At 70.5% G+C, this 20,375-nt stretch carries 18 protein-coding genes and 1 riboswitch; of the genes, 8 read left to right on the top strand and 10 right to left on the bottom strand.

Annotated elements, in window-relative coordinates; all coding sequences use genetic code 11:
• Positions 1-114: 114 nt before the first annotated feature.
• Positions 115-696 (bottom strand): TetR/AcrR family transcriptional regulator, encoded by a 582-nt coding sequence (locus AB0J39_RS11440; RefSeq protein ID WP_363463347.1) that lies wholly within the window; start codon positions 694-696, stop codon positions 115-117.
• A gap of 84 nt (positions 697-780) precedes the next feature.
• On the opposite strand from AB0J39_RS11440, the gene AB0J39_RS11445 reads away from it, so the two are divergent.
• The 4 genes from AB0J39_RS11445 to AB0J39_RS11460 all read left to right on the top strand — a co-directional run bounded on the left by AB0J39_RS11445 (position 781) and on the right by AB0J39_RS11460 (position 5,231).
• Positions 781-1,992 carry an FAD-dependent monooxygenase gene (locus AB0J39_RS11445; RefSeq protein WP_363463348.1) on the top strand — a complete coding sequence of 404 codons (1,212 nt, stop codon included), beginning with the start codon at positions 781-783 and terminating at the stop codon, positions 1,990-1,992.
• A 51-nt stretch (positions 1,993-2,043) separates the two neighbouring features.
• Positions 2,044-2,961, top strand: coding sequence for a WD40 repeat domain-containing protein (locus tag AB0J39_RS11450; RefSeq protein WP_363463349.1), 918 nt, complete (start codon positions 2,044-2,046; stop codon positions 2,959-2,961).
• Between the two features lie 57 nt (positions 2,962-3,018).
• Complete coding sequence (locus AB0J39_RS11455) at positions 3,019-4,107, top strand: hypothetical protein (RefSeq protein ID WP_363463350.1); 1,089 nt, start codon at positions 3,019-3,021, stop codon at positions 4,105-4,107.
• A 280-nt stretch (positions 4,108-4,387) separates the two neighbouring features.
• Positions 4,388-4,547, top strand: a riboswitch (cyclic di-AMP (ydaO/yuaA leader).
• Positions 4,548-4,895: 348 nt separating this feature from the next.
• The gene (locus AB0J39_RS11460; RefSeq protein WP_363463352.1) at positions 4,896-5,231 is read left to right on the top strand and encodes a C40 family peptidase; all 336 of its coding nucleotides are present in this window, start codon (positions 4,896-4,898) and stop codon (positions 5,229-5,231) included.
• Between the two features lie 137 nt (positions 5,232-5,368).
• On the opposite strand, the gene AB0J39_RS11465 is transcribed toward AB0J39_RS11460, so the two are convergent.
• The 3 genes from AB0J39_RS11465 to AB0J39_RS11475 form a co-directional block, all read right to left on the bottom strand.
• Complete coding sequence (locus tag AB0J39_RS11465; protein ID WP_363463353.1) at positions 5,369-6,850, bottom strand: non-reducing end alpha-L-arabinofuranosidase family hydrolase; 1,482 nt, start codon at positions 6,848-6,850, stop codon at positions 5,369-5,371.
• 619 nt (positions 6,851-7,469) lie between these two features.
• Positions 7,470-8,084, bottom strand: a complete 615-nt coding sequence (locus tag AB0J39_RS11470) for a histidine phosphatase family protein (protein ID WP_363463355.1) — start codon at positions 8,082-8,084, stop codon at positions 7,470-7,472.
• A gap of 80 nt (positions 8,085-8,164) precedes the next feature.
• Positions 8,165-9,424, bottom strand: coding sequence for a PEP/pyruvate-binding domain-containing protein (locus tag AB0J39_RS11475; protein WP_363463356.1), 1,260 nt, complete (start codon positions 9,422-9,424; stop codon positions 8,165-8,167).
• A 73-nt stretch (positions 9,425-9,497) separates the two neighbouring features.
• Here AB0J39_RS11475 and AB0J39_RS11480 point away from each other — a divergent pair, with 73 nt between their 5' ends.
• The 3 genes from AB0J39_RS11480 to AB0J39_RS11490 all read left to right on the top strand — a co-directional run bounded on the left by AB0J39_RS11480 (position 9,498) and on the right by AB0J39_RS11490 (position 12,473).
• Positions 9,498-9,893: a DNA-binding protein gene (locus AB0J39_RS11480; RefSeq protein ID WP_363463358.1), complete on the top strand. Its 396-nt coding sequence runs from the start codon at positions 9,498-9,500 to the stop codon at positions 9,891-9,893.
• Positions 9,890-10,525 carry a transcriptional regulator gene (locus AB0J39_RS11485; RefSeq protein ID WP_363463359.1) on the top strand — a complete coding sequence of 212 codons (636 nt, stop codon included), beginning with the start codon at positions 9,890-9,892 and terminating at the stop codon, positions 10,523-10,525. The genes AB0J39_RS11480 and AB0J39_RS11485 overlap by 4 nt, the downstream gene beginning before the upstream one ends.
• Before the next feature lie 658 nt (positions 10,526-11,183).
• Positions 11,184-12,473, top strand: coding sequence for a cellulose binding domain-containing protein (locus AB0J39_RS11490; protein WP_363463361.1), 1,290 nt, complete (start codon positions 11,184-11,186; stop codon positions 12,471-12,473).
• A 118-nt stretch (positions 12,474-12,591) separates the two neighbouring features.
• On the opposite strand, the gene AB0J39_RS11495 is transcribed toward AB0J39_RS11490, so the two are convergent.
• The 6 genes from AB0J39_RS11495 to AB0J39_RS11520 form a co-directional block, all read right to left on the bottom strand.
• Entirely contained in the window at positions 12,592-13,620 is a 1,029-nt protein-coding gene (locus AB0J39_RS11495) for an alpha/beta hydrolase (RefSeq protein WP_363463362.1), read from the bottom strand.
• Complete coding sequence (locus AB0J39_RS11500; protein WP_363463364.1) at positions 13,617-14,774, bottom strand: glycoside hydrolase family 68 protein; 1,158 nt, start codon at positions 14,772-14,774, stop codon at positions 13,617-13,619. The genes AB0J39_RS11495 and AB0J39_RS11500 overlap by 4 nt, the downstream gene beginning before the upstream one ends.
• A 178-nt stretch (positions 14,775-14,952) precedes the next feature.
• Entirely contained in the window at positions 14,953-15,852 is a 900-nt protein-coding gene (locus AB0J39_RS11505) for an ROK family protein (protein WP_363463365.1), read from the bottom strand.
• Between the two features lie 5 nt (positions 15,853-15,857).
• On the bottom strand, positions 15,858-16,682 hold the full coding sequence (locus tag AB0J39_RS11510; protein WP_346225008.1) for a carbohydrate ABC transporter permease: 825 nt from the start codon (positions 16,680-16,682) through the stop codon (positions 15,858-15,860).
• On the bottom strand, positions 16,679-17,662 hold the full coding sequence (locus AB0J39_RS11515; protein WP_363463366.1) for a sugar ABC transporter permease: 984 nt from the start codon (positions 17,660-17,662) through the stop codon (positions 16,679-16,681). Before AB0J39_RS11515 ends, AB0J39_RS11510 begins: the two co-directional genes overlap by 4 nt.
• A gap of 6 nt (positions 17,663-17,668) precedes the next feature.
• Positions 17,669-19,024 carry a hypothetical protein gene (locus tag AB0J39_RS11520; protein ID WP_363463367.1) on the bottom strand — a complete coding sequence of 452 codons (1,356 nt, stop codon included), beginning with the start codon at positions 19,022-19,024 and terminating at the stop codon, positions 17,669-17,671.
• A gap of 142 nt (positions 19,025-19,166) precedes the next feature.
• On the opposite strand from AB0J39_RS11520, the gene AB0J39_RS11525 reads away from it, so the two are divergent.
• Positions 19,167-20,228, top strand: coding sequence for a LacI family DNA-binding transcriptional regulator (locus AB0J39_RS11525; RefSeq protein ID WP_363463369.1), 1,062 nt, complete (start codon positions 19,167-19,169; stop codon positions 20,226-20,228).
• The last annotated feature ends 147 nt before the right edge of the window (positions 20,229-20,375 follow it).

A 20,375-nucleotide genomic window follows, 5' to 3' on the forward strand; every position in this document is an offset into this window, starting at 1 on the left:
TCCTAGCGCGGCCGGGACGGCCGCCGACGCGGCAGAAACCGCCGGACATCGTGACCGGATTTCGTGGAGAGCCGCCTGCCGGAACCGCCCGCGCCCTCAATCGACGTTCACGTGTCACTCCGTCCGGAGTCCCGCACCGATCGTGCGCAGCGCTTCGAGAAGATCGTCCGCTGACGGGGCCTGATCCGGATCGACGAGCCACTGGGCCGCCATCCCGCCGAGCAGCGCCTGGTAGAAGGAGCCGACGGCCATCGCCTTCCGCTCGTCCGCGCCCGGATCCAGCTGCTCGAAGATCGCCGCCAGTCCCAGCCTCGCCTGCCGGTTGGCGGTCGCGAACGCCTCGCGCAGTTCCGGAAGGCGGTCCATCTGGGCGATGAGCTCGAACTGAATGGCCCAGAGCGGTCTCAGCCTGACGAAGGACTCGGTGATCCGCGTCCAGGTCGTCAGGAACCGCTGCGCGGGAGTGCCGGACAGTGACGCGTCGGCGGCGAGAGTCCGCTCGATCTCCTTTCCCCACTCCTCCATCGCCTCGATGAGCGCCGCGTTGAGCAGGGCCCTCGTCGATCTGAAGTGATAGCCGATTGCGGCGAGGCTGGTGCCGGCGGCCGCCGCGATGTCCCGCGCGGTGGTGCCGGAATATCCCTTCTCCATGAGGCAGCGCTTGGCTCCCGCGAGCAGATCTTCCCGGTTTCCCATGGCCAGAGCTTAGCCCGCCGTCGAGACAAATGTCTTGTACATTTGTGCTAGACAGATGAGTGAGACATTTGTACAGTTCCTGGCATGAGGAACATCCTGATCTCCGGCGGGAGCGTCGCCGGGCTGACCCTGGCCTTCTGGTTGCGCGAGCACGGGTTCGCGGTGACCGTCGTGGAGCGCTCGCCCGCGCTGCGGGACGGCGGCTACAAAATCGACATCCGCGGAGCGGCGCTCGACGTCGTCGGCCGCATGGGGCTGCTGGACGAGGTGCGACGGCGCGGCACGGACATGCGGATCGCGCGCTTCGTCGACGCGCGCGGCAGGCAGCTGGGCACGATGGACGCCCGGTTGTTCGGCGGCCGCGAGGGTGACGACGTCGAGATCATGCGCGGCGACCTCGCCGGGCTCCTGTACGCGGCGGCCGGGAGCGGCGTCGAGTACGTCTTCGACGACTCCATCACCAGCCTGAACGAGACTCCCAAAGGCGTGCGCGTCACCTTCGCGAGCGGCCCTCCGCGTACGTTCGACCTGGTGGTGGGCGCCGACGGCCTGCACTCGAACGTGCGCGCGCTGGCCTTCGGCGAGGAGTCCCGGTTCGTCCACGACCTCGGGCACCACATCTCGATCTTCACGGTGCCGAACCATCTCCACCTGGACCGCACCGAGATGATGCACCCCGCCCCGGGCAGGAGCGCGGGGATGTACAGCACCGGGGACGCCGACGACGCCAAGGCGATGTTCCTCTTCTCCTCGCCGCCGCTCGCCTACGACCGGCGAGACGTCGCCCGGCAGAAGAAGCTGCTCGCCGACGCCTTCTCCGGTCAGGGCTGGGAGGTCCCGCGCCTGCTCGACGCGATGGAGGACGCGCCGGACTTCTACCTGGACTCGATCAGCCAGGTGCGCATGGACCGGTGGTCGTCGGGCCGGGTGGCACTCGTGGGCGACGCGGCCTACGCGGCCTCGCCCGCGTCCGGCCAGGGCACCAGCCTGGCCCTGGTCGGCGCCTACGTTCTGGCGGGCTGCCTGGCCGAGGCGGCGGGAGACCACGCCGCCGCGTTCGCCGCCTACGAGCGTGAGATGCGGCACTTCGCCGAGGAGAACCAGAAGCTCGCCGCGAACAACCTCAAGGGCATGGTGCTGAAGTCGGCGACGCAGATCAAGTTCCAGATGCTGATGTTGCGGCTGATGCCGCACCTGCCGGGGAGGAACCGCATGATCGAGCGGATCACCGAGCCGATCCGCAGGGCCGCGACCGCGATCACGATCAGGGACTACCGGACGCCGGCCTCGCGATAGACCCACAACAATTCCCGGATCTGCGGCATCTCACCCAGCATGAGATTGCGCATGACCCTCGGGGCACTGCTCCTGACCGCCGTACCGCTGGCCGCGCGGCCCGCGGCGGCCGCCACCCCGGTAACGATCGCGTACGCCCAGCGGACGCAGACCTGGGAACTGGTGCTGACCGACGGAGACGTGGTGCCGGTGCCGGAAGCGCTCGCGGTGGCGCCCAAGGACGCGGTCAACGCCGGGACCCGGGCCGCGTTCCTGGTCAGCGGGGACGGCCGGCATTACTTCTACTTCCGCAAGTCGGACGGGGTATTCGTCCGGCGGACCCTGCACGGCGAGGAGAAGCCGATACGCGGGGTGACGGCGACCGCGATCGGCGAGGAGTGGCCGTCGGTGTCGGACGACGGCGGCTTCGTGGTCACCGGGACCTCGGCGCCGGGGCTGGGGGCCCTGGTGGACCTGCGAAAAGGCAGGACGTTGCCGCTGCCCGCGGGCAGGGACGACTGGAACCTCGCGGGGTTCAGCCCGGACAGTGAACGGCTGCTGCTGCAGGGGGTGGTAGGGGGCCGCGTGACGGTGTTCGACCGGGCGCTGCGTGCCCGGTTGCGGCCGAAGACGCGAAAGTGGGTGGTGGCCCTGGCGAACGACTACGTGACGGCGGCGGTGCCCGTCGGCTCGTGGCCGGAGTCCCGCAAGCTACGCCTGCTCAACCTGCGCACCGGCCACGAGAGCGGCACCGTGACCGTGCGGCTGCCCCGTGGGCAGCAGATCGACGACCTCGACTTCGACACGGCGGGGCGCGTGGTCGTGCGCTCGAAGACCAAGACCGGCGTGGCGGTCTACCGGGTCTCGAAGACGACCGGCAAGGCGACGCCGCTACGCACGATCACCAGGCCCGACACGCGGGTCTGGGTGCTCCCGGGAGACAGCACGTACGAACCGTGGACGGAGAAGGCGAGCAAATCGTCCCGGTGACGAAGTGAACCGACCCTCTCCTCCGAACGTCATCCTCATGACGGAAGGGGAGGCGTTGTGCGTACCGTGTTCGTCTCGGGGATGACGGCGCTCGGGCTGGCGTGCGCGCCCGCCGTGGCGGCCTCCGGCGTGACCCACGAGGGCGGCCGGGCCGGGGAGACCGCCGCGTGGCGGCTGGCCAGGGTGAACACCCTGCCCGGTGACGACGTCCTCGACGACGTGACGGTCCTGGCCGACGGCTCCGTGTGGGCGGCCGGTCACCGGGTCGCGAACGGGAAGCAGCGGGGCCTGGTCCAGAGGTACGACGGCCGGGCGTGGCAGGTGGTCCCCGGCGCCCCGCCGTACGAGCTGAAGGCCGTGGCGGCCACCTCGAACAGCAACGCTTGGGTCTTCGGCCAGGGGAAGGCCGCCCGGTGGAACGGCCGCGCGTGGACCACCTTCTCGCTGGGCGGCGCGTTCTCGGCGACGGACGCCGACGCGACGGGCGCGAAGGACGTCTGGGCGGTGGCCGGGTCCTCGGCCTCGGCCAGGCACTGGAACGGATCCTCGTGGAAGAGCGTCCGGCTGCCGGCTCACGCCGCCGCCGTCGACGCGTACAGGGCCCGCGACGTCTGGGCGGCGGGCAGCAAGGGCGACCGTCCCGCGATCATGCGGTGGAACGGAGGGTCCTGGGCGCTGGTGCCCACACCCGCGGTCAAGCTGCCCGCCCCCGACGCCGTCGCGTTCCTCGCCGACATCGCCGTCGTGAGCCCGGGGAACGTGTGGGCCGTCGGCGGCGTCACCTGGGAGGGCGCGGACGACGAGGGTGACGACGTCACCTACAACCGCACCCTGGTGATGCGCTGGAACGGCACGTCCTGGTCCGCCTCGGTCGGCGCCGCCAACGCGCAGCCGTACACGGAGGTGGAGCCCGACGGCAAGGGCGGCATGTGGGTCGTGCAGGGCAACTGGAACCCCACCCTGTGGCACGTGACGGGCTCGGCGTGGAGGAGCGTCCCCCTCCCCCGGAAGGCGGGCACCGACGCCGTCCTGTCCTCGATCGCGCGCAGGCCGGGCACGGCGGCGCTGTGGGGCGCGGGTTTCACCGTGCCGCAGGGCGACCCCGACGACCCCTCGGCCAACGGCACGTTCTGGCGTACGCGCTGATCTTCACGATGCCGGAAGCTTCCCTCCGGCTCTCGTCCGGGTGTGACGAGCGCCACGTTTCTCCAAGCACGCGGCTCTGACCTGCGATTATGTGGCCATGATCCCTTTTATGGGCTTCTTACCCTTTATGTGCCCTTTGCCCGGATATGGGAGAGCTTGGTAGTTTCCTTGCCCTGCGACGGCGGCGTACCCCATGACGCCGCCGTAGCGGAACCGGCACCGCCGTGCTTGAAAACGAAAATCCACTGTCACCGTCGTCGTGTCCTCTCCGCCCCCCAGGGCGCCGGTGACGCCGAATCCGTGCGGCAAGGAAGCACGGAGCCGGGGAACCAGTCGACCTTCGCACGAAGGTCCGGGGTGAATCGGCGCGCCGAGCGCCGTAGGGCGACTTCCCTGCCCGAATCCGTCAGCTAACCCGGTAGGCGCAAGCGGAAGACTCTAGGAGAGACCCCCTGTCTACCAACCCCGCCACCCTGTCCCGCATCGCCCGCGTCACGATCGGTGGCGTCGCGCTCACCGCCTCTGTAGCGGCCTTCGGCGCACTGCCCGCGGCCGCCGCTCCGGGGACGGTCACGGCACCACAGCCCGCCTCGACGCTCATCCCGCCCCAGCCCCCCGCGACGGGAGCCACCCCGGACACCGCCGCGGCGCCCACGACCCCGACCCCGATCCCGACTGCGGCGGCGACCACGGCGGCGACCACCGCCGGGGCCACCCCGGACGCCGCCGCGGCCAAGAAGCTCAGCAAGTCCGCTCTCCAGCAGGAGAAGGCCGAGCGCGCCATCAAGGTGGCGAAGAAGCAGCTCGGCGACCCCTACGTGTGGGGCGCCACAGGCCCGCGGGCGTTCGACTGCTCCGGGCTGGTCCAGTTCGCCTGGCGCAAGGCCGGGATCAAGCTCCCGCGCACGACGTGGTCGATGCTCAACGCCGCCAAGAAGAAGGTCCGCCTGGCCCACCTCAAGCCCGGCGACCTCGTCTTCACCAGCGGCGGCGGCCACGTGGGCATGTACATCGGGCACAAGAAGGTGATCAACGCCCCCCACAGCGGCGCGGTGGTCCGCATCGACAGCCTCAAGGGCTACTGGAGGAGCAGCTTCCTCACCGCCGTACGCCCGGGGGTCTGACACCGGGCGCGAGGACGACGGTTCCCGGCCTGCGGCGACGCAGGCCGGGAACCCCGCGCGCGCCCGCGCCCTCGGAAACAGGAAACCTCCGGTCGGGCGACACCGACCGGAGGTCTCATGAATCCTGCGTCACATCGTCAGCGCTGCAGCGTCAGCACGCCCGGCCGGTAGGGCAGGAGGCCGTAGTCGACGCCGTTGGAGCTGGGGCTGCGGCCCTGGTAGAGCAGCTGCAGGTTGCAGGCGTCGACGGTCTTGGTCTGGTCGGGGTTGCTGCGGACCAGGTCACCGTGACTGATGTCGTTGGTCCAGGTGGCGCCGCTGTTGGCCTTGCCCGCGAAGGGGTTGCTCTCGCTGGTGGCCTGCGGGGTCCACGAACCACCCAGGCTGGTCGCCGTGTACGAGCGGAAGTAACGGCCCTGCGAGCCGATCGACTCGACCAGCATCAGGTACTTGTTCAGGCCCTGGAGCTTGTAGACCTCGACGCCCTCGAACAGGTTGTTCGTCGTGTCGCTCATGATCTGGGTGTAGTTGGAGCCGAAGCTGCTCGGGAAGTTCCCGATGGGCATGCTCTGCCGGTAGATCTTGCCGTTGTCCCCGGCGAAGAACAGGTACATGTTCTGGCCGTCACCGATGAGGGTCTGGTCGATGGGGCCGGTGCCGGAGCCGGTGATGCTCGCCGTGGACAGCGTCTGCTGCGCCGACCAGCTGTTCACGTTGCTGGGGTCGCTGGAGGTCCGGTAGGAGAAGGCGGTCCCGCCCCACTGGTAGGCCAGCACCCAGATGTTCTTCGGAGCGAAGTAGAACAGCGTGGGCGCGACGGCCGAGAAGGGCATCGTGTTCTGGCTGGCCGAGGCCATGTCGGACCAGTTGGTGAACAGGCCGAAGTTCATCGAACCCCAGCTCGTGCCCGTGTTGTGCGTCGTCGCGTAGACCAGGTGCTTGCCGTTGTAGACGACGTTGGTGAAGTCCTTGAGCGAGACCCATCCGGACTTCGGGTTCGCCAGCGAGCCCGTGGAGGTCCAGCGGTACGTCGACGGGAGGTCGCACGTGCCGCCGGTCGGCGTCACCGTCGGGGACGGTGACGAGCTCGGGCCGCCACCTCCGCGGATGCTCCACTTCTGGTTGTCGCCGCCCCAGCAGCTGTAGAGCTGGACCTGGCTGCCGTTGGCGGTGCCGGCGCCGACGACGTCCAGGCACAGCCCGGACGCGACGCCCACGATGGTGCCGTCGGAGTTCTGGCGCCACTTCTGGTTGTTCTGGCCGTTGCAGGACCAGATCACGACCTTGGTGCCGTTCGTCGTGCCCATGTTGTAGGCGTCCACGCACCGGGTGCCGTTGAAGGTCCGCAGCTCACCGGCGGAGGTGAACTCGAAGCCCTGGTTCGCCTGCCCGTTGCAGTCGTAGATCTGCAGGGCGGTGCCCAGCGCGTCGGTGTTGCCCGCCACGTCCAGGCAACGCCCCGACGCCGCACTCACCAGGGGTGCGGGCGCCGCCGACGCCGGCACCGCCCACGTCGCGGTGGCCGCCACCAACGCGGCCAGCACCGCCACGAGGCGTACGCCGACACCGACCGGCGAACGACGCCGGCCGCTCGTCATGCGAATGGGGGGTGAATCCATTGTTTCGTTCTCCTCCTTCGGGGGGTGAAAGCGTGGCGAAGCGGGCCACGCCAGGAAAAACCGCAGCGATTGCACGGAGGCGGACAGGTACAGTCCGCAATGGAAAGGCCAAGGGCGACCACGGATCTGTTAGCGCTAACATCTGGCGCAATCCCGGGTTCCTCTCCCTCGGCTACTCGTCGGTGATGGTGCAGCGGCGCGGATACGACCGGGCGAGGCACCGCGTCAAGGACGCGACTCTGCCCCCCGCCGACCACGTCCGGATGCCGCCGGGGTGGCGCGCGGCCGCGGACCGCCTCCGATCATGGAGACCCTCCTTTCCGTGGCCGGCGCGTGTTAGCGCTCACAATTCACGACGCGGAGAGCCGCGTCCACAGGTCTCGTTGCCGGTGATAATGGCGGAGCAAACTAGGATCCGCCGGGGTCCGTCAAGAGCCGACCGGGAGCTTCGGCGGCGCCTCGCGCTCCTGGAACGCACTCAGCTGGCATTACGGGCCCGGCCCGCACCGCATGCGATCCGGCACGTGATGAAACTTTCAACCGAGTACGCGCCGACGCGGGCGGCGGCCTGCCGCATCACCGATTGCCGCGCTCCCCGGCGAGCGGCCGGGAGCCCGGTTCACGGCCTGACGCCTTCGGGGAACCCGGTCCAGCGCAGGTCGGGCGGGAGGTGGCTCATGTCATTGAACATCACGAGCGTGGGCGGCAGGCCGTCGCGGTAGTCGATGACCGTCAGTGCGGTGTTGGCGCTGTTCAACCCGAGCCACCGAGACGGCGGCGCGTCCAGCGCGTGCCGCACCAGCCACGCGATCTGGTAGGCGTGCGTCACCAGCACCTCCCGTGTGTCGTGCCGGGTTCCCTCCGCGGTGGTGCCGGGGACCTTCGCGAACCGGGCGACCAGGGCCTCGGCGAGTCTGCGGCCCGAGGCCGCCTCGGTGTCGTCGTAGCCGTCGAAGAAGCCGGCCCAGGACGGAGGCGTTTCGGCCGCGCCCGGGACGTAGGGCACGTGGTCGACGAGTTCGGCGACCTCGGCCACCGGCACCCCCGGCAGGTGACGGGCGAGTTCCCGCGCGCTCGCGACGGCGCGTGGCAGCGGCGAGTGCCACACGGCGTCGACCGGTACGCCGGTGAGCCGTTCGCCCAGCAGGGCCGCCTGCCGGCGTCCGATGTCGGTGAGGTTCCCGAACGCGTCGGCCGCACCGTGACGGGCCAGGTAGAGGCGTCGAGTAGCCATGCGCAGCCGGGGCGGGAGTCCCTGCGGACCCTTCCCCGCCTCCTTTCGCCGTGGGGTGGGGCGGCGGGATGCCGAGGAGGTCAGTCGCCCTTTGCCGTGACCGTGCCGGTGGTGCCGTCGATGGTGACGACGGTGCCGTCCCGGAGGTCGCTCGTCGCGTTCGGGAGGCCGAGGACGGCGGGAATGGCGTGCTCTCGAGCGACGATCGCGGCGTGGGAGAGCACGCCTCCGGTCTCGGTGACGACGCCGGCGGCGATGCGCAGCAGTGGGGTCCACGCGGGGTCGGTGAATGGGCAGACGAGGATGTCGCCCGAGCGCACGCGCGCGAAGTCGACGGGACCACGGACGATCCTCGCGGTGCCGGTCACGGTCCCGTGGCTGCCCGGCGTTCCGTAGAACGTAGCGGCCGGAGTGTCCGGAGCGCCGGAAGGCGATGCCGGCGGCGGGAGCGCGGCGGTGACCGGCCGCGCTTGCAGAACCCACGTGCGGCCACCGGCGATCGCCCATTCGACGTCCTGCGGTCCACCGAGGACGGCGGCGGCCCGTTCGCCCAACTCGGCCAGCCGTACGGCGGTCGCGTCGTCGATCGCCGGCTGGTTCCGGGTGGCTGTGGGCACGTCGTGGACGACGAGCCGCGCGCCGCGCCGGTCGAGGCGGCTCTGTTTGTCCGCGACGGTGCGGGTGACCGACCCGTCCCCGGCGACACGGTAGGTGTCCGGGGTGACCCTGCCCTCGACGATGCTGGGGCCGAGGCCCCACGACGCCTCGATCCGGGTCGCATCGCTCCGGTCCGCGGGTGTGAACATGACGCCGGACGCCTCGGCGTCCACATGGCGTTGGACGATGACGGCCATCAGAAGATCGCCGGATCGCCGGTCGTGGCGGCCGGAGGCGGCACGGTAGGCGATGGCACGCGAGGAGAACAGCGACGCCCAGCAGGCGCGTACGGCGGCGGCGACCTCACCGACTCCGCGCACGGCGAGGAAGCTCTCGTGCTGACCGGCGGCCGATGCCTGACCGGTGTCCTCCCCTGCTGCCGATGATCGCACCGCCACGGGCGGATCGCCGAGCTCGCCGAGCGCGCGCCCCAGCGCGTCGGCGACGGCCGCGTGGATCGGGCGGGCCCCGATCGCCTGCCGCACCGCGTCGACCGCGTCGACCGCGTCGATTTCGTCGGCGTCGTCCGCCTCGCCGTCGAGCCGCCCGAGGTCCAGGTCGCGGACGGCGGCGAGGTAGGCGGCGAACGGGACGACGAAGCCGTCGGGAACCGGCAGACCCGCGCGGTGCAACGCACCGAGTGCGCCGGCCTTGCCCCCGCAGGTATCGGCGACAGCCTCCATGAGGGGAACGATCACCGCTCAGCCTTTCAACATAAAATTGACAACAATTCGTTGATTGTGCAGTCTGAGACGCATGGAACGCAAGGACGACATCGGTCGCGGCACGCACGCGGACCACGTCCGGGCCCGGCGCGAGCAGGAGGCGCGTGACCGTCTTCTGGACCTGGGCGCGGATGCGCTCGACGCCCGTCCGTGGCGGCCTGCGCCCGTCCCGCCGTCGGCGGTCGATCTCGTGCAGTTCGCCGTCTGGCGCAACGCCGATCTGGACCCGGCCGACATCCTGAGCGCGCTCGCCCTCCTGCCCGCCGCACGAGCCGAGGTCGAAGGGCTCGAATCCGCCCTGCTGTTCATCGCCCGCAGCGCGGGCCTGACCTGGGCGCAGATGGCGCACGCGATGGGGTTCAACTCCCCGCAGGCGTGCCAGCAGCACTACACCCGCCTCACCTCACGACAGGACGCCGACTCGTGACGTGTGACTCTCCGCCCGGCCTCCTGGTCCTGCACGCCGTGCGCGTCACCGGGTTCGCGGACACCCCGGTGATCGCCCGTCGGTACGGGCTCGACACGGCCGAGACGAAAGAACTGCTGCTCGACGCCGAGGCCCTCGGCTGGGTCGAGCACACCGCCTTCGCCGGCACCGGAGGCTGGTCGCTGACCGATTCGGGCCGGACCGAGAACGAACGCCTGCTCGCGGCCGAGCTCGCACGCACCGGCGCCGCCGACGAGGTCCGAGACGTCTACCGCGAGTTCCTCCCGCTGAACGCCCTCCTGCTCCAGGCCTGCACCGACTGGCAACTCCGGCCCACCGCCGGCGATCGGCTCGCCGTCAACGACCACTCCGATCCCGCTTGGGACGCCGGGGTCCTCCACGAGCTCGCCTGTGTCGACCGGGCGCTCACGCCACTCGCCGACCGGCTCGGTCGCGTCCTCACGCGGTTCCGCGGATATGACACGCGATTCACCACAGCCCTGGCGCGCGCCCGGGCCGGCGAGGTCGCCTGGGTCGACCGCACCGACGTGGACTCCTGCCATCGTGTCTGGTTCGAACTGCACGAAGACCTCATCGCCACGCTCGGCCTCGACCGGCACGCGCACCCCTGACCCGCCATCCCGGTCCCCGCGCGATCAGGCCGTCCGGCAGCCGGGCCTTCGGGGCCGCAGACGCCGACGATGAAAATTTCACCCCGGCGCCGACGGCGGCGGCGGTTCCTCCCTGGTCAAAACCGAAGGAATGGACGGCCGTCTCGGGGGACAGGCGACGTCCTTGACACAATTCCTGACTTTCATATTTGCTCCGCACCACCACCACCTCCAGTCGGCCGGCAGAGAGGAGCACATCCCGCCCCCGTCATTGTTAGCGATAACATTTGCCGTCTCCACGGCAGCGAAGTCCTTCGTCAGGACCGCCGAGGAGAGAGCACGGCAGGCGCCATGCTGACGCTAACGGGCATCTGACCTCGTCCTGCTCTTCTGTGGCAGGCAAGGGGCGAACACGCGCAGGCCGACGGCGATCGGTCGCCGCGCCGCTCCGGATCGACTGACGGTGGGCTCACTCAGCGTTCGAATCCGCCCGGGGAAGCCACTCGGCCGGCACGCGAATACCGGCTGCGGACGCTCCACCGGGTGAAGGAAAAACGATGACTTCCCTACCGACGCATGTCGGTTTTCGAACGGCAAAGGGAGTTGTGTGAAGTTGAGACAGAGATCCATTTTTGCCTCTGTCGCGGCCGCCGCGCTTCTCGTCCTGGCTACGGGACGCATGGCACTGAGCGACAGCCTCGGCGCGACCGCGCCGTCCTCCGCCGCCGCCGCCGCGGCGGCGACCGCCGGCTGCGGCAAGACTCCGACGCTGAGGAGCGGCTCGCAGACGATCACGACCAGCGGCAAGAATCGCAGCTGGATCCTGCGGATTCCCGATAACTACGACAACAACCGCCCCTACCGGTTGATCTTCGCGTACCACTGGTTGAACGGCACGGCCCAGATCGTCGACTCGGGCGGATCGGACGGATCCGTCTGGGCCTACTACGGGCTCAAGCAACTGTCCAACAACAGCACGATCTTCATCGCACCCCAGGGCATCAACAACGGCTGGGGCAACTCCAACGGTGAGGACCTGACCTTCACCGACGACGTGCTGAGGCTTGTCGAGAACAACCTGTGCGTCGACACGACGCAGCGCTTCGCCATGGGGTGGAGCTACGGCGGCGCGATGAGCTTCGCGGTCGCGTGTGCCCGGCCGACGATCTTCCGTGCGGTCGCGGTCTACTCCGGCGCGCAACTCAGCGGGTGCAACGGCGGCACTCAGCCGGTCGCGTACATGGGCATCCACGGCACCCATGACTCGGTGCTCAACATCTCCCAGGGACGGTCGCTGCGTGACAGGTTCGTCGCGAACAACGGCTGCACCCCCACGAACCCCCGGGAGCCCGCGCAGGGCAGCCTGACGCACATCATCACCACCTACTCGGGGTGCCGGGCCGGATACCCGGTCGTATGGGCGGCGTTCGACGGAGACCACACCCCCTCTCCGAACGACGGGTCGACCTCCACCAGCGGCGCCAGGACCTGGACGTCGGCTGAGGTGTGGAAGTTCTTCACCCAGTTCCAGTCCGGTTCGTCTCCTTCCCCCTCCCCGTCCCCGTCGGCGTCCCCGTCGGCGTCGCCGTCGGTCTCGCCCTCGGCGTCCCCGTCGGTGTCGCCTTCCCCGTCGCCGTCGCCCGGCGGATCGGGCGCCTGCCGCGTCAGCGCCACCGTCAACGCCTGGAACAACGGCCTGACCGAGCAGATCGCCATCACCAACACCGGGTCCTCCGCCGTCAACGGCTGGTCTCTGACCTTCACCCTCCCCGGCGGGCAGACCATCACCGGTGGATGGAACGCCACCTACTCGCCCACCAGCGGACAGGTCACGGCGAAGAACGTGAGCTACAACGGCTCACTGGCGCCCGGAAGCACCACCGAGATCGGCTTCCAGGCCACCCACACCGGCAACACCGGCAAGCCCACCGGGTTCGCCCTGAACGGCAGCCCCTGCACCATCGCCTGACCGGCACGGATCACCGGGGGTGGCGCCCCATCGGACGCCGCCCCCGGGCCCTCCCCGCATACGGGGTTCGCTCCGTGTGAAGCCGCGGATCAATCGGCTCGTGGGGAGCTGCCGCTCGTCATCCCACGGCGGCGGCCAGAGCGTCGATCATGCTCTGGCGGAACGCGCGCATGGACGGCACGGCCGCGTGGTCGAAGTCGGCGCCGTGGTACATGCCGGGCTCGACGACCAGGTCGACCGGCACGCCGGCCGCCCCGAGCCGTCCGGCGTAGCGCAGGTTCTCCGAATGGAACAGGTCGAGGTCGCCGACGCCGATCCACGCGGGCGGCAGGCCACGCGGATCCTCCCTGCGGCCCGCCGCGGCGTAGGGACGGGGTTCGGCGACGCGCGGCCCGCGGCCGAGATAGCAGCTCCAGGCGTACGTGTTGGAGCGCGCCGTCCAGCCGATCCTGCCGCGTCCCCGATGGTCGCGCACCAGGGCCGTACGGTCGTCCAGCATGGGATAGAGGAGCAGCTGGAACGCCACCGGAAGCCCTTGATCGTGTGCCTTCTGCACGACCGAGGCCGCCAGTCCCCCGCCGGCGCTCGCACCGCCCACGGCGACGCGCGCGCCGTCCACGCCGAGCGCGGGGGCGGCGTCGTGCAGCCAGCGCAGCGCGGCGAAGCAGTCGTCGAACCCGGCGGGGAACGGGTGCTCCGGAGCGAGCCGGTAGCGTGCGCTCACCACCAGGATCCCCAGGTCGCGGGCGATGCGGCTGCACAGTTCGTGGTCGCTTTCCGGGTGGCCGAGGATCGTGCCGCCCCCGTGGATCCACAGCAACGCCCCGCCGGGGCGCGGGCGGCCCGGCGACTCGTACACGAAGGCGTCCTGTCCGCCGGGGACGGCGTGCCGGGTGACCGCCACCCCCTCGGCCGGGCGCGTCGTACCGCCCGAGAGCCGGCGGGCGAAGGCCAGGCTCAGCTTGCCGATGATCGGGCGCGGGAGCCACAGCGCCGGTGTCCTCAGAGCAGATGTCCTCAGCTCCGGCGCGACGGCCGAGAGAGTGTGGTGCCGGCGGGCCACCAAGGCCATCACCGGGGCCACCACCGAGGCCGCGACGGCGGCCGCTCCGAGCACTCCCGCCGCCGCGCCGCGCGACGTGCTCAACGACGTCCCCCCGCCGACGCGGGAACGACCACGGTGGTGGCGGCTCCGTCCAGGGTGAGTTCGAGGACCGGCGCGATGGTCCCGCCGAAGGCGTCCCTCGCCTCGGCGGGCCCGGCCTGCCACGGCTCCTGCCCTTGGATGGAGCGGTAGTTGAGGAAGCTCACGACCTTCAGGTCGGGCAGGACCAGCCAGGCGTACGCCTGGTCGGGCTCCTCGGCGGGGTTGCGCAGCACGAGCCCCGAGCCGTTGAGCGGCGTGTACGGCCCGGTGAGGCCGGGGGCGACGAAGCCGTAGAGCCCGGTGGGCGCGCTTCCCGGCGGGTGGAACGAGTGACGATGCGTGCAGAAGAAGAGGTAGTACGACGACCGGTGCACCACGATGTGCGGCCGTTCGATCTCGTGGTTGACGCCGTCGGCCACGAGGAGGGGCGGCCGCAGCGACCAGCCGCCCGGTTCCGCGGCGGCGAGGGCCACCGCGCCCATGAAGGCGTGGTCCGCGTCGGCGGACGCCGCGACGGACGCGGCGACGAGCAGGTACTCACGCCCGTCGGCGGGGTCGCGGAACCAGCCGGGATCGCGGAAGGCCCTGATCCGCCCGGGTCCTCCCTCGATGTCGTCGGCCGGCAGGTACGTCACGCCGTCCGAGCGGAGGACCTCCCGGTGTTCGGCGGCCTGGTCCAGCAGGATCCGGCCGTCATCGGTCACCAGCCGGGCGCGGGCCTCGACGACGGTCTGGGCGAACGTCGGGCGGGCCTCCCCTCGCCGGCCCGCGGCCGTGTAGAACACCGACACCGTGCCGTCCGGCCTGCGGACCGCCGATCCCGACCATTCGCGGCTGCCCGGCGAGGCGCCGTCGGCGAAGGCGTGGCCGAGGTCGGTCCAGCCGTCGCCGTCCAGGGCGAGCAGCCGGAGGCGGGCGCGGTCGTGACGCTCCTCGGGGTGGCCGGCGGCGGGCGCGGAAAGCGCCATCCACAACTCGCGGCCCCGCATCACGGACGTCGAGCCGTCCTCTTCCTGGATCGGCCACAGATCCCAGATGTCGTCGTGCGGCAGCACGCGCGGCGCCGGAAGGCCGATGACCGGTGCCGTCGTCGCCGCACCGCCGATCGGCCCGGCGAGGTGCCGCCGCGTCCAGCGCGCGGGCTCGCCGTTCACGCGGTCCCCCCGTCGCGCCGCCGTCCACCGGCGAGGGCCTCGTACGCGCCGGACCGGGTCTCCGGTCCGGGCGTGCCGCCTCGCCGCCCCCATGGAGCCATTTCAAGAACCTCCAACTCAGTCGCGCGGGGCGTTTCCCGGCGCGTCACAGAAAGCGTCAGCGGAAACGGGCTTGAGTTCAGGCCGGCCCTGCCGCGCGTGCGAGTTCCACGGCTCCCGCCACTCCCGAACGGTCGCCGAGGAAGGGGCCGACGACGTACTCGTCCATGGCCGCGGGCCCGGCGGGCGCCGGCGCCCCCGGGTAGCCGGCGGCGAGGGTGAGCAGCCGCGCCCGGACGGCCGGAAGCAGGCCGGGGTGCCTGGCGACGCCGCCGCCCACCACGATCCGCTCGGGCGACAGCGCGTAGGTCAGGTTCAGGACGGCGAGGGCGACGTACTCGGCCTCGAGTTCCCAGGCCGAGGGGTCGTCCAGGTGCTCCGCGGGGCGTCCCCATCGCCGGCGCATCGCCTCGCCCGACGCGAGCCCTTCGAGGCAGTCGCCGTGGAAGGGACAGCTCCCCGGGAACGGGTCCCTGACCGGGTCGTGGGGGATGCGGATGTGGCCGAACTCGGGATGCAGGGCTCCGTGCACGAGGCGGTCGTTCACCACCGCCCCCATGCCGACGCCGGTGCCCAGGGTCATGTACGCGAATGTGCCGAGCCCCGCGCCCGCTCCCCGCCTCCATTCCCCCAGCGCCGCGGCGTTGACGTCCGTGTCCAGGCGGACGGGTACGCCCAGCGCGGCGCGCAGAGGGGAGACGACGTCGACGTTCGCCCAGCCCGGCTTGGGCGTGGCCAGGATGCGGCCGTACGTCGGCGAGCCCGGTCGCACGTCCACCGGGCCGAAGGTGCCGACGCCGAGCGCGGCGAGCGGCCGGTGGTCGCCGAAGAACCGCACTGCCGCGCCGATCGTCGTCTCCGGCGTGGTCGTGGGGATCACTTCGGTCGCGAGAAGGTCTCCCCCGGCGTCGGCGACCGCGCACACCCACTTCGTCCCGCCCGCTTCGATTCCCCCGTACACCCGGGTGGCTCCGTCCATGCGCGTCACCCCTTCAGGGAGCCCTGGAGCAGAGCCGTGACGAAGCGGCGCTGGAAGATCAGGAAGATCACGAGCGTGGGCGCCAGGATCAGCAGCGACCCCGCGCACAGCAGCGGCATGTCGGTCCCCCACTGCCCCTGGAAGGCGCCCAGGGCCCCGGACATCGTCCGTTTCAGCGGGTCGTCGACGAGGACGATCGCCAGGAGGAACTGGTTCCAGGTCCACAGGAACAGCAGGATGGCCAGGGACGACAGCGCCGGCATGGCCAGCGGGACGTGAATGCGCCAGAAGAGCTGCCACACGTTCGCGCCGTCCATCCGCGCGCTCTCCGACAGCTCGTCGGGCATGTTGACGAAGTGCGCCCGCATCCAGAAGACCGCGAACGGCATGTACAACCCGATGAGCGGCAGGATGATGGCCCACCTGGTGTTCAGCAGTCCCATGTCGCGCACCTGGTAGTACAGCGGCGTGATGATGCCCTCGAACGGCAGCGTCAGCCCGAGCACGAACAGCAGGAACACCAGATTCCGTCCCGCCATCCGCAGGTGGCCGATGGCGAAGCCGGCCAGCGTCCCGAGGAGCAGCGCGACGGGAACCACGCCGAGCACGATGAGCGTGCTCGATTTCACCAGCTCGATCATCCGCGCGGCCTCGAACGCCTTGACGAAGTTGCCCCACTGCGGATCGCGCGGCCACTCCAGCCCCGAGGGGTAGCTGCCGGACGGGTGCAGGGCGGTGACGAACAGACTGACGAACGGCATGAGCGTGACCGCCATCAGCAGGACGAGCAGCAGCCTTCCGGTCCACGTCTCCCGGCGTCCGACGATCATGAGGACCTGTCCTTGGTGAGCCACTGGATGGGAAGGGCGACGAGGATGACGAGCACCATGAGCACGACGGCCAGCGCGGACGCCATGCCCACCTGCCGCTCGGAGAAGGCCAGGTAGTAGATCTCCAGCCCGGGGACCATCGTCGCGTTGCCCGGTCCGCCCTGGGTGGACACGTAGACGATGTCGAAGCTGGCCAGCGCCGCGATCACGGTCACCGTGACGCAGACGCCGATCTCCTGCCGCAGGCTGGGCACGGTGATCGAGACGAACTCGCGCAGCGGCCCTGCTCCGTCCATGCGCGCGGCCTCGTACAGCGCCGGGTCGATCTTGCTCATGCCGGACAGGAGAAGGATCGTGCACAGGCCGAGCAGCACCCACGCCCCGATCACGCCGACGGCCGGCAGGGCCGTGGAGAAGTCGCCCAGCCAGGCGCGGGTCACGCCGTCGAGGCCGACGTACGCGAGCAGCTGGTTGACCAGGCCGGTCGACGACATCAGCCAGCTCCAGGCGATGCCGGCGGCGACGAGCGGGATGACCTGCGGCAGGAACAGGACCGTCCGCGCCACCAGCGCGAGCCGGCTCGCGGCGATCCGGCGGATCGTCGAAGCGATCGCGAGGCCCAGCACGACCGGGATCACGCTGAAGAAGACGATCAGCTTGATCGCGTTGAGGATGGAGGCGAACAGGTCGGGGTCGGTGAACACCCTGACGTAGTTGCCCAGGCCGGCCCAGGTGGACGGGCCGATGCCGTCCCAGCGGTACATCGAGTACTGGACGGTGAGCGCGATCGGGCGCAGTACGAAGACCGCGTAGACGACGAGCGCCGGAGCCACGAACAGCCAGGCGACCCAACCCGGCGTGCGGAGCCCCGCCGCGCGGGCGGGGCCCTGCTTCTGCGACACGGGCTTCCTCGTCACGGCTGCCGGCCCGGGGCGGGTCGCCGAGGGATCGACCGCGCTGTCGGGAGTCGGCCGTGTCATCGGTGCTCAGCTCCCCTTGACCTGGCTCGTGTAGTCGCTCTGCACCGACTTCAGCAGCGCCTCGGGGGTCTGCTGACCGGCGACCAGCTTCTGCAACTGGGGCGTCCAGCTCTTGGCGTAGATCGCGCCGGTGGCGTTGGCGATGAAGTCCATCCCGCCGTTGTCCTCGGCGATCTTCGCCCCCGCCGCCAGGGTGCTCGCGGTGACCGTGTCCTTGGCCACCTCCGGCATGGGGGCGTCCGCCGGGCCCATGGGGTGCGACCCGCCGACCTTCACGCCGATCTCACGCGCCTTCGGGTCGGTCGCCACCCAGTTGAGGAAGTACGCCGCGCAGTCGGCGTTCTTCGCCCTGGAGCTGATCCCGTAGGCGAGGGGCGCCGACATCGCGGCCTGCTTGCCGCCCTGCTGCGCCGGCGGCATCAGGAAGAAGCCCGCGTCGCCCGGCATCTGCTTGTCGAGGTTCCCCGACTCCCAGTCGCCGTTGAACATGAACAGGCCGTCGCCCTTGATGAAGCGGCTCATCATCGTCGCGTAGTCGACGGCGTTGACGTCCTTCCAGAAGTACCCGGCCTTGATCCACTTCTCCAGGTGCCGCGTCGCCTGCAGGTTGGCGGGGGTGTCGATCGTGGCGCCCGGCTTCTGGTAGATCCACTCGTTGATCGGCCCCGAGGGACCGTACGCGGCCATGAGGTCCTGCAGCGGGAAGGCGAGACCGCCGGTGGCCCCACCGTTGAACTGGGCGATCGGGGTGATGCCCGCGCTCTTGGCCTTCGCGAGCGCGTCGTCCAGCTCGGCCAGGGTGGCCGGCGGGGACGACATGCCGATCTTGTCGGCGAGCTTCTTGTTGTAGAACACCCCGGTCATGCTGAAGTTCAGCCCCATGGCGTACAGCGACCCCTCACCGCGGGTCTTGCCGCCGGGGGCCAGGCGCATCTGCTCCAGCTGCGAGGCGGGCCAGGAGTCCCAGCCGAACGCCTTCGCGTAGCCGTCGAGGTTCATCAGCAGGTTGTTCTTCACCAGCTCCGACACCTGCGGGAGCCGCATCAGGTCCGGCGGGTCGTCGGCGAGGACGCGCGGCGCGTTCTGCGTGATCACCGCGAACTGGTCCTCGCGGATGTTCCACTTCACGTTCGGATGCTGCTTGGAGAACTCGGTGCTGAGCTCCTTCGGCAGGGGGAAGCCGGTCTCGATGTAGGCGTTGAGCGTGACCGGCGCCGTGCCGCAGGCCGGCGCGGCCGCCAGGGACGCGCTGGTGGCCTCCGGCTGGGGGGCGTCGCCGCCGGGCTCCCCGCAACCCGCCGCCAGCGTCCCTCCCATCACGACCGCGAGCGCGGCCCCGTTCCAGCGAGTTCGACGCGACATCTGCGTCTCCTTGATTGCTCGGGGACCCGCCGGCACACACCGGACGCCCCAGGACTCAGGTTTGCTAAATCGGATTAGCAGTGCGATAGTCTCATCACACGTGTCGCGGGGTGTCAACCCCCACATCGCAGGAGGTCGCCCGGTGAGCCCACGACGGGTCACGCTGGCGGACGTCGCCAAGACCGCCGGCGTCTCGCCGACCACCGCGTCGCTCGTGCTGTCCGGACGCGGCCGGGAGCTGCGCATCTCTCAGGATGTCGAGCAGCGTGTCCATAAGGCCGCGGCCGAGTTGCAGTACCGGCCGAACATCGTATCCGTAGGCCTGCGAACTGGGACAACTCGGACTATCGGCTTTATTTCGGACACGGTCGCCACGTCACGGCTCGCCGGCGACATGATCAAAGGAGCACTAGAGGCCGCGCGGGAGCGCGGCTTCATGTTGTTCATCGGTGAGACGGAGGGCGACGCCGAGCTGGAGCGCCTCCTGCTGCAGGCCATGCACGACCGCCAGGTGGACGGCATCATCCTGGCCGCGATGTACACGAGAACGATCAAGGTGCCGAAGGGCATGGCGGCCGTCCCCGCCGTCCTGCTCAACGCGCTCCCCAAACAGCCGTCACCGCTGCCGTCGGTGATCCCCGACGAGATCGAGGCCGGACGCGTCGCCGCGAGAACTCTGCTCGACGCCGGCCATCGCGAGGGCATCCACCTGATCGGCGCCGGCCCCGGACGGCGCAACGTCCCTCCGGGTGGAAGCGTCGCGGCCGTCGAACGGCTCATCGGCATTCGCGAGGTGCTCGCCGAGGCGGGGGTCAAGCCGGCCGGCGGCCACGTCTGCCCTGACTGGCAACCGGAGTACGGCCTCGCCGCGACCCGGGAGCTGCTGAAGAAGGAGCGCCCGCGGGCGTTGATCTGCTTCAACGACCGGGTCGCCCTCGGCGCCTACCAGGCACTCGACGACTTCGGGCTCAAGGTGCCCGCCGACGTCTCCGTCGTGTCCTTCGACGACCACCCCATCGCCTCGTGGATGCGCCCCCGGCTGACGACGGTGGCCCTCCCCCACTACGAACTCGGCCGCAAGGCCGTCGACGTGCTGTTCACGGAGATCGGCCGTGACCGTGAGGACGACGGCGGGGAGGGTGAGGTGCATCGCGTTCCGATGCCCATCCGCCTGCGGGAGTCGGTCACGTCGCAGGGCACGTGACCGGCACGCCGGCCGCCGCCATGCCGGTCGGCGCGTCTCTGCGCCGCGTCTCTGCGCCGCGTCTCTGCGCCGCGTCTCTGCGCCGCGTCTCTGCGCCGCGTCTCTGCGCCGCGTCTCTGCGCCGCGGCCGGGCCACAGGTGCACCGG

The organism is Microbispora sp. NPDC049633, assembly GCF_040675265.1.
Lineage (GTDB): Bacteria > Actinomycetota > Actinomycetes > Streptosporangiales > Streptosporangiaceae > Microbispora > Microbispora maris.

Excerpts from the sequence above, each read along its gene's own strand:
- AB0J39_RS11465 (WP_363463353.1), bottom strand. The coding sequence starts at position 6,850 with ATGGATTCACCCCCCATTCGCATGACGAGCGGCCGGCGTCGTTCGCCG.
- AB0J39_RS11520 (WP_363463367.1), bottom strand. The coding sequence starts at position 19,024 with ATGTCGCGTCGAACTCGCTGGAACGGGGCCGCGCTCGCGGTCGTGATG.
- AB0J39_RS11515 (WP_363463366.1), bottom strand. The coding sequence starts at position 17,662 with ATGACACGGCCGACTCCCGACAGCGCGGTCGATCCCTCGGCGACCCGC.
- AB0J39_RS11440 (WP_363463347.1), bottom strand. The coding sequence starts at position 696 with ATGGGAAACCGGGAAGATCTGCTCGCGGGAGCCAAGCGCTGCCTCATG.
- AB0J39_RS11480 (WP_363463358.1), top strand. The coding sequence starts at position 9,498 with ATGGAACGCAAGGACGACATCGGTCGCGGCACGCACGCGGACCACGTC.
- AB0J39_RS11510 (WP_346225008.1), bottom strand. The coding sequence starts at position 16,682 with ATGATCGTCGGACGCCGGGAGACGTGGACCGGAAGGCTGCTGCTCGTC.
- AB0J39_RS11490 (WP_363463361.1), top strand. The coding sequence starts at position 11,184 with ATGGCACTGAGCGACAGCCTCGGCGCGACCGCGCCGTCCTCCGCCGCC.
- AB0J39_RS11475 (WP_363463356.1), bottom strand. The coding sequence starts at position 9,424 with ATGGAGGCTGTCGCCGATACCTGCGGGGGCAAGGCCGGCGCACTCGGT.
- AB0J39_RS11450 (WP_363463349.1), top strand. The coding sequence starts at position 2,044 with ATGACCCTCGGGGCACTGCTCCTGACCGCCGTACCGCTGGCCGCGCGG.
- AB0J39_RS11470 (WP_363463355.1), bottom strand. The coding sequence starts at position 8,084 with ATGGCTACTCGACGCCTCTACCTGGCCCGTCACGGTGCGGCCGACGCG.
- AB0J39_RS11445 (WP_363463348.1), top strand. The coding sequence starts at position 781 with ATGAGGAACATCCTGATCTCCGGCGGGAGCGTCGCCGGGCTGACCCTG.
- AB0J39_RS11505 (WP_363463365.1), bottom strand. The coding sequence starts at position 15,852 with ATGGACGGAGCCACCCGGGTGTACGGGGGAATCGAAGCGGGCGGGACG.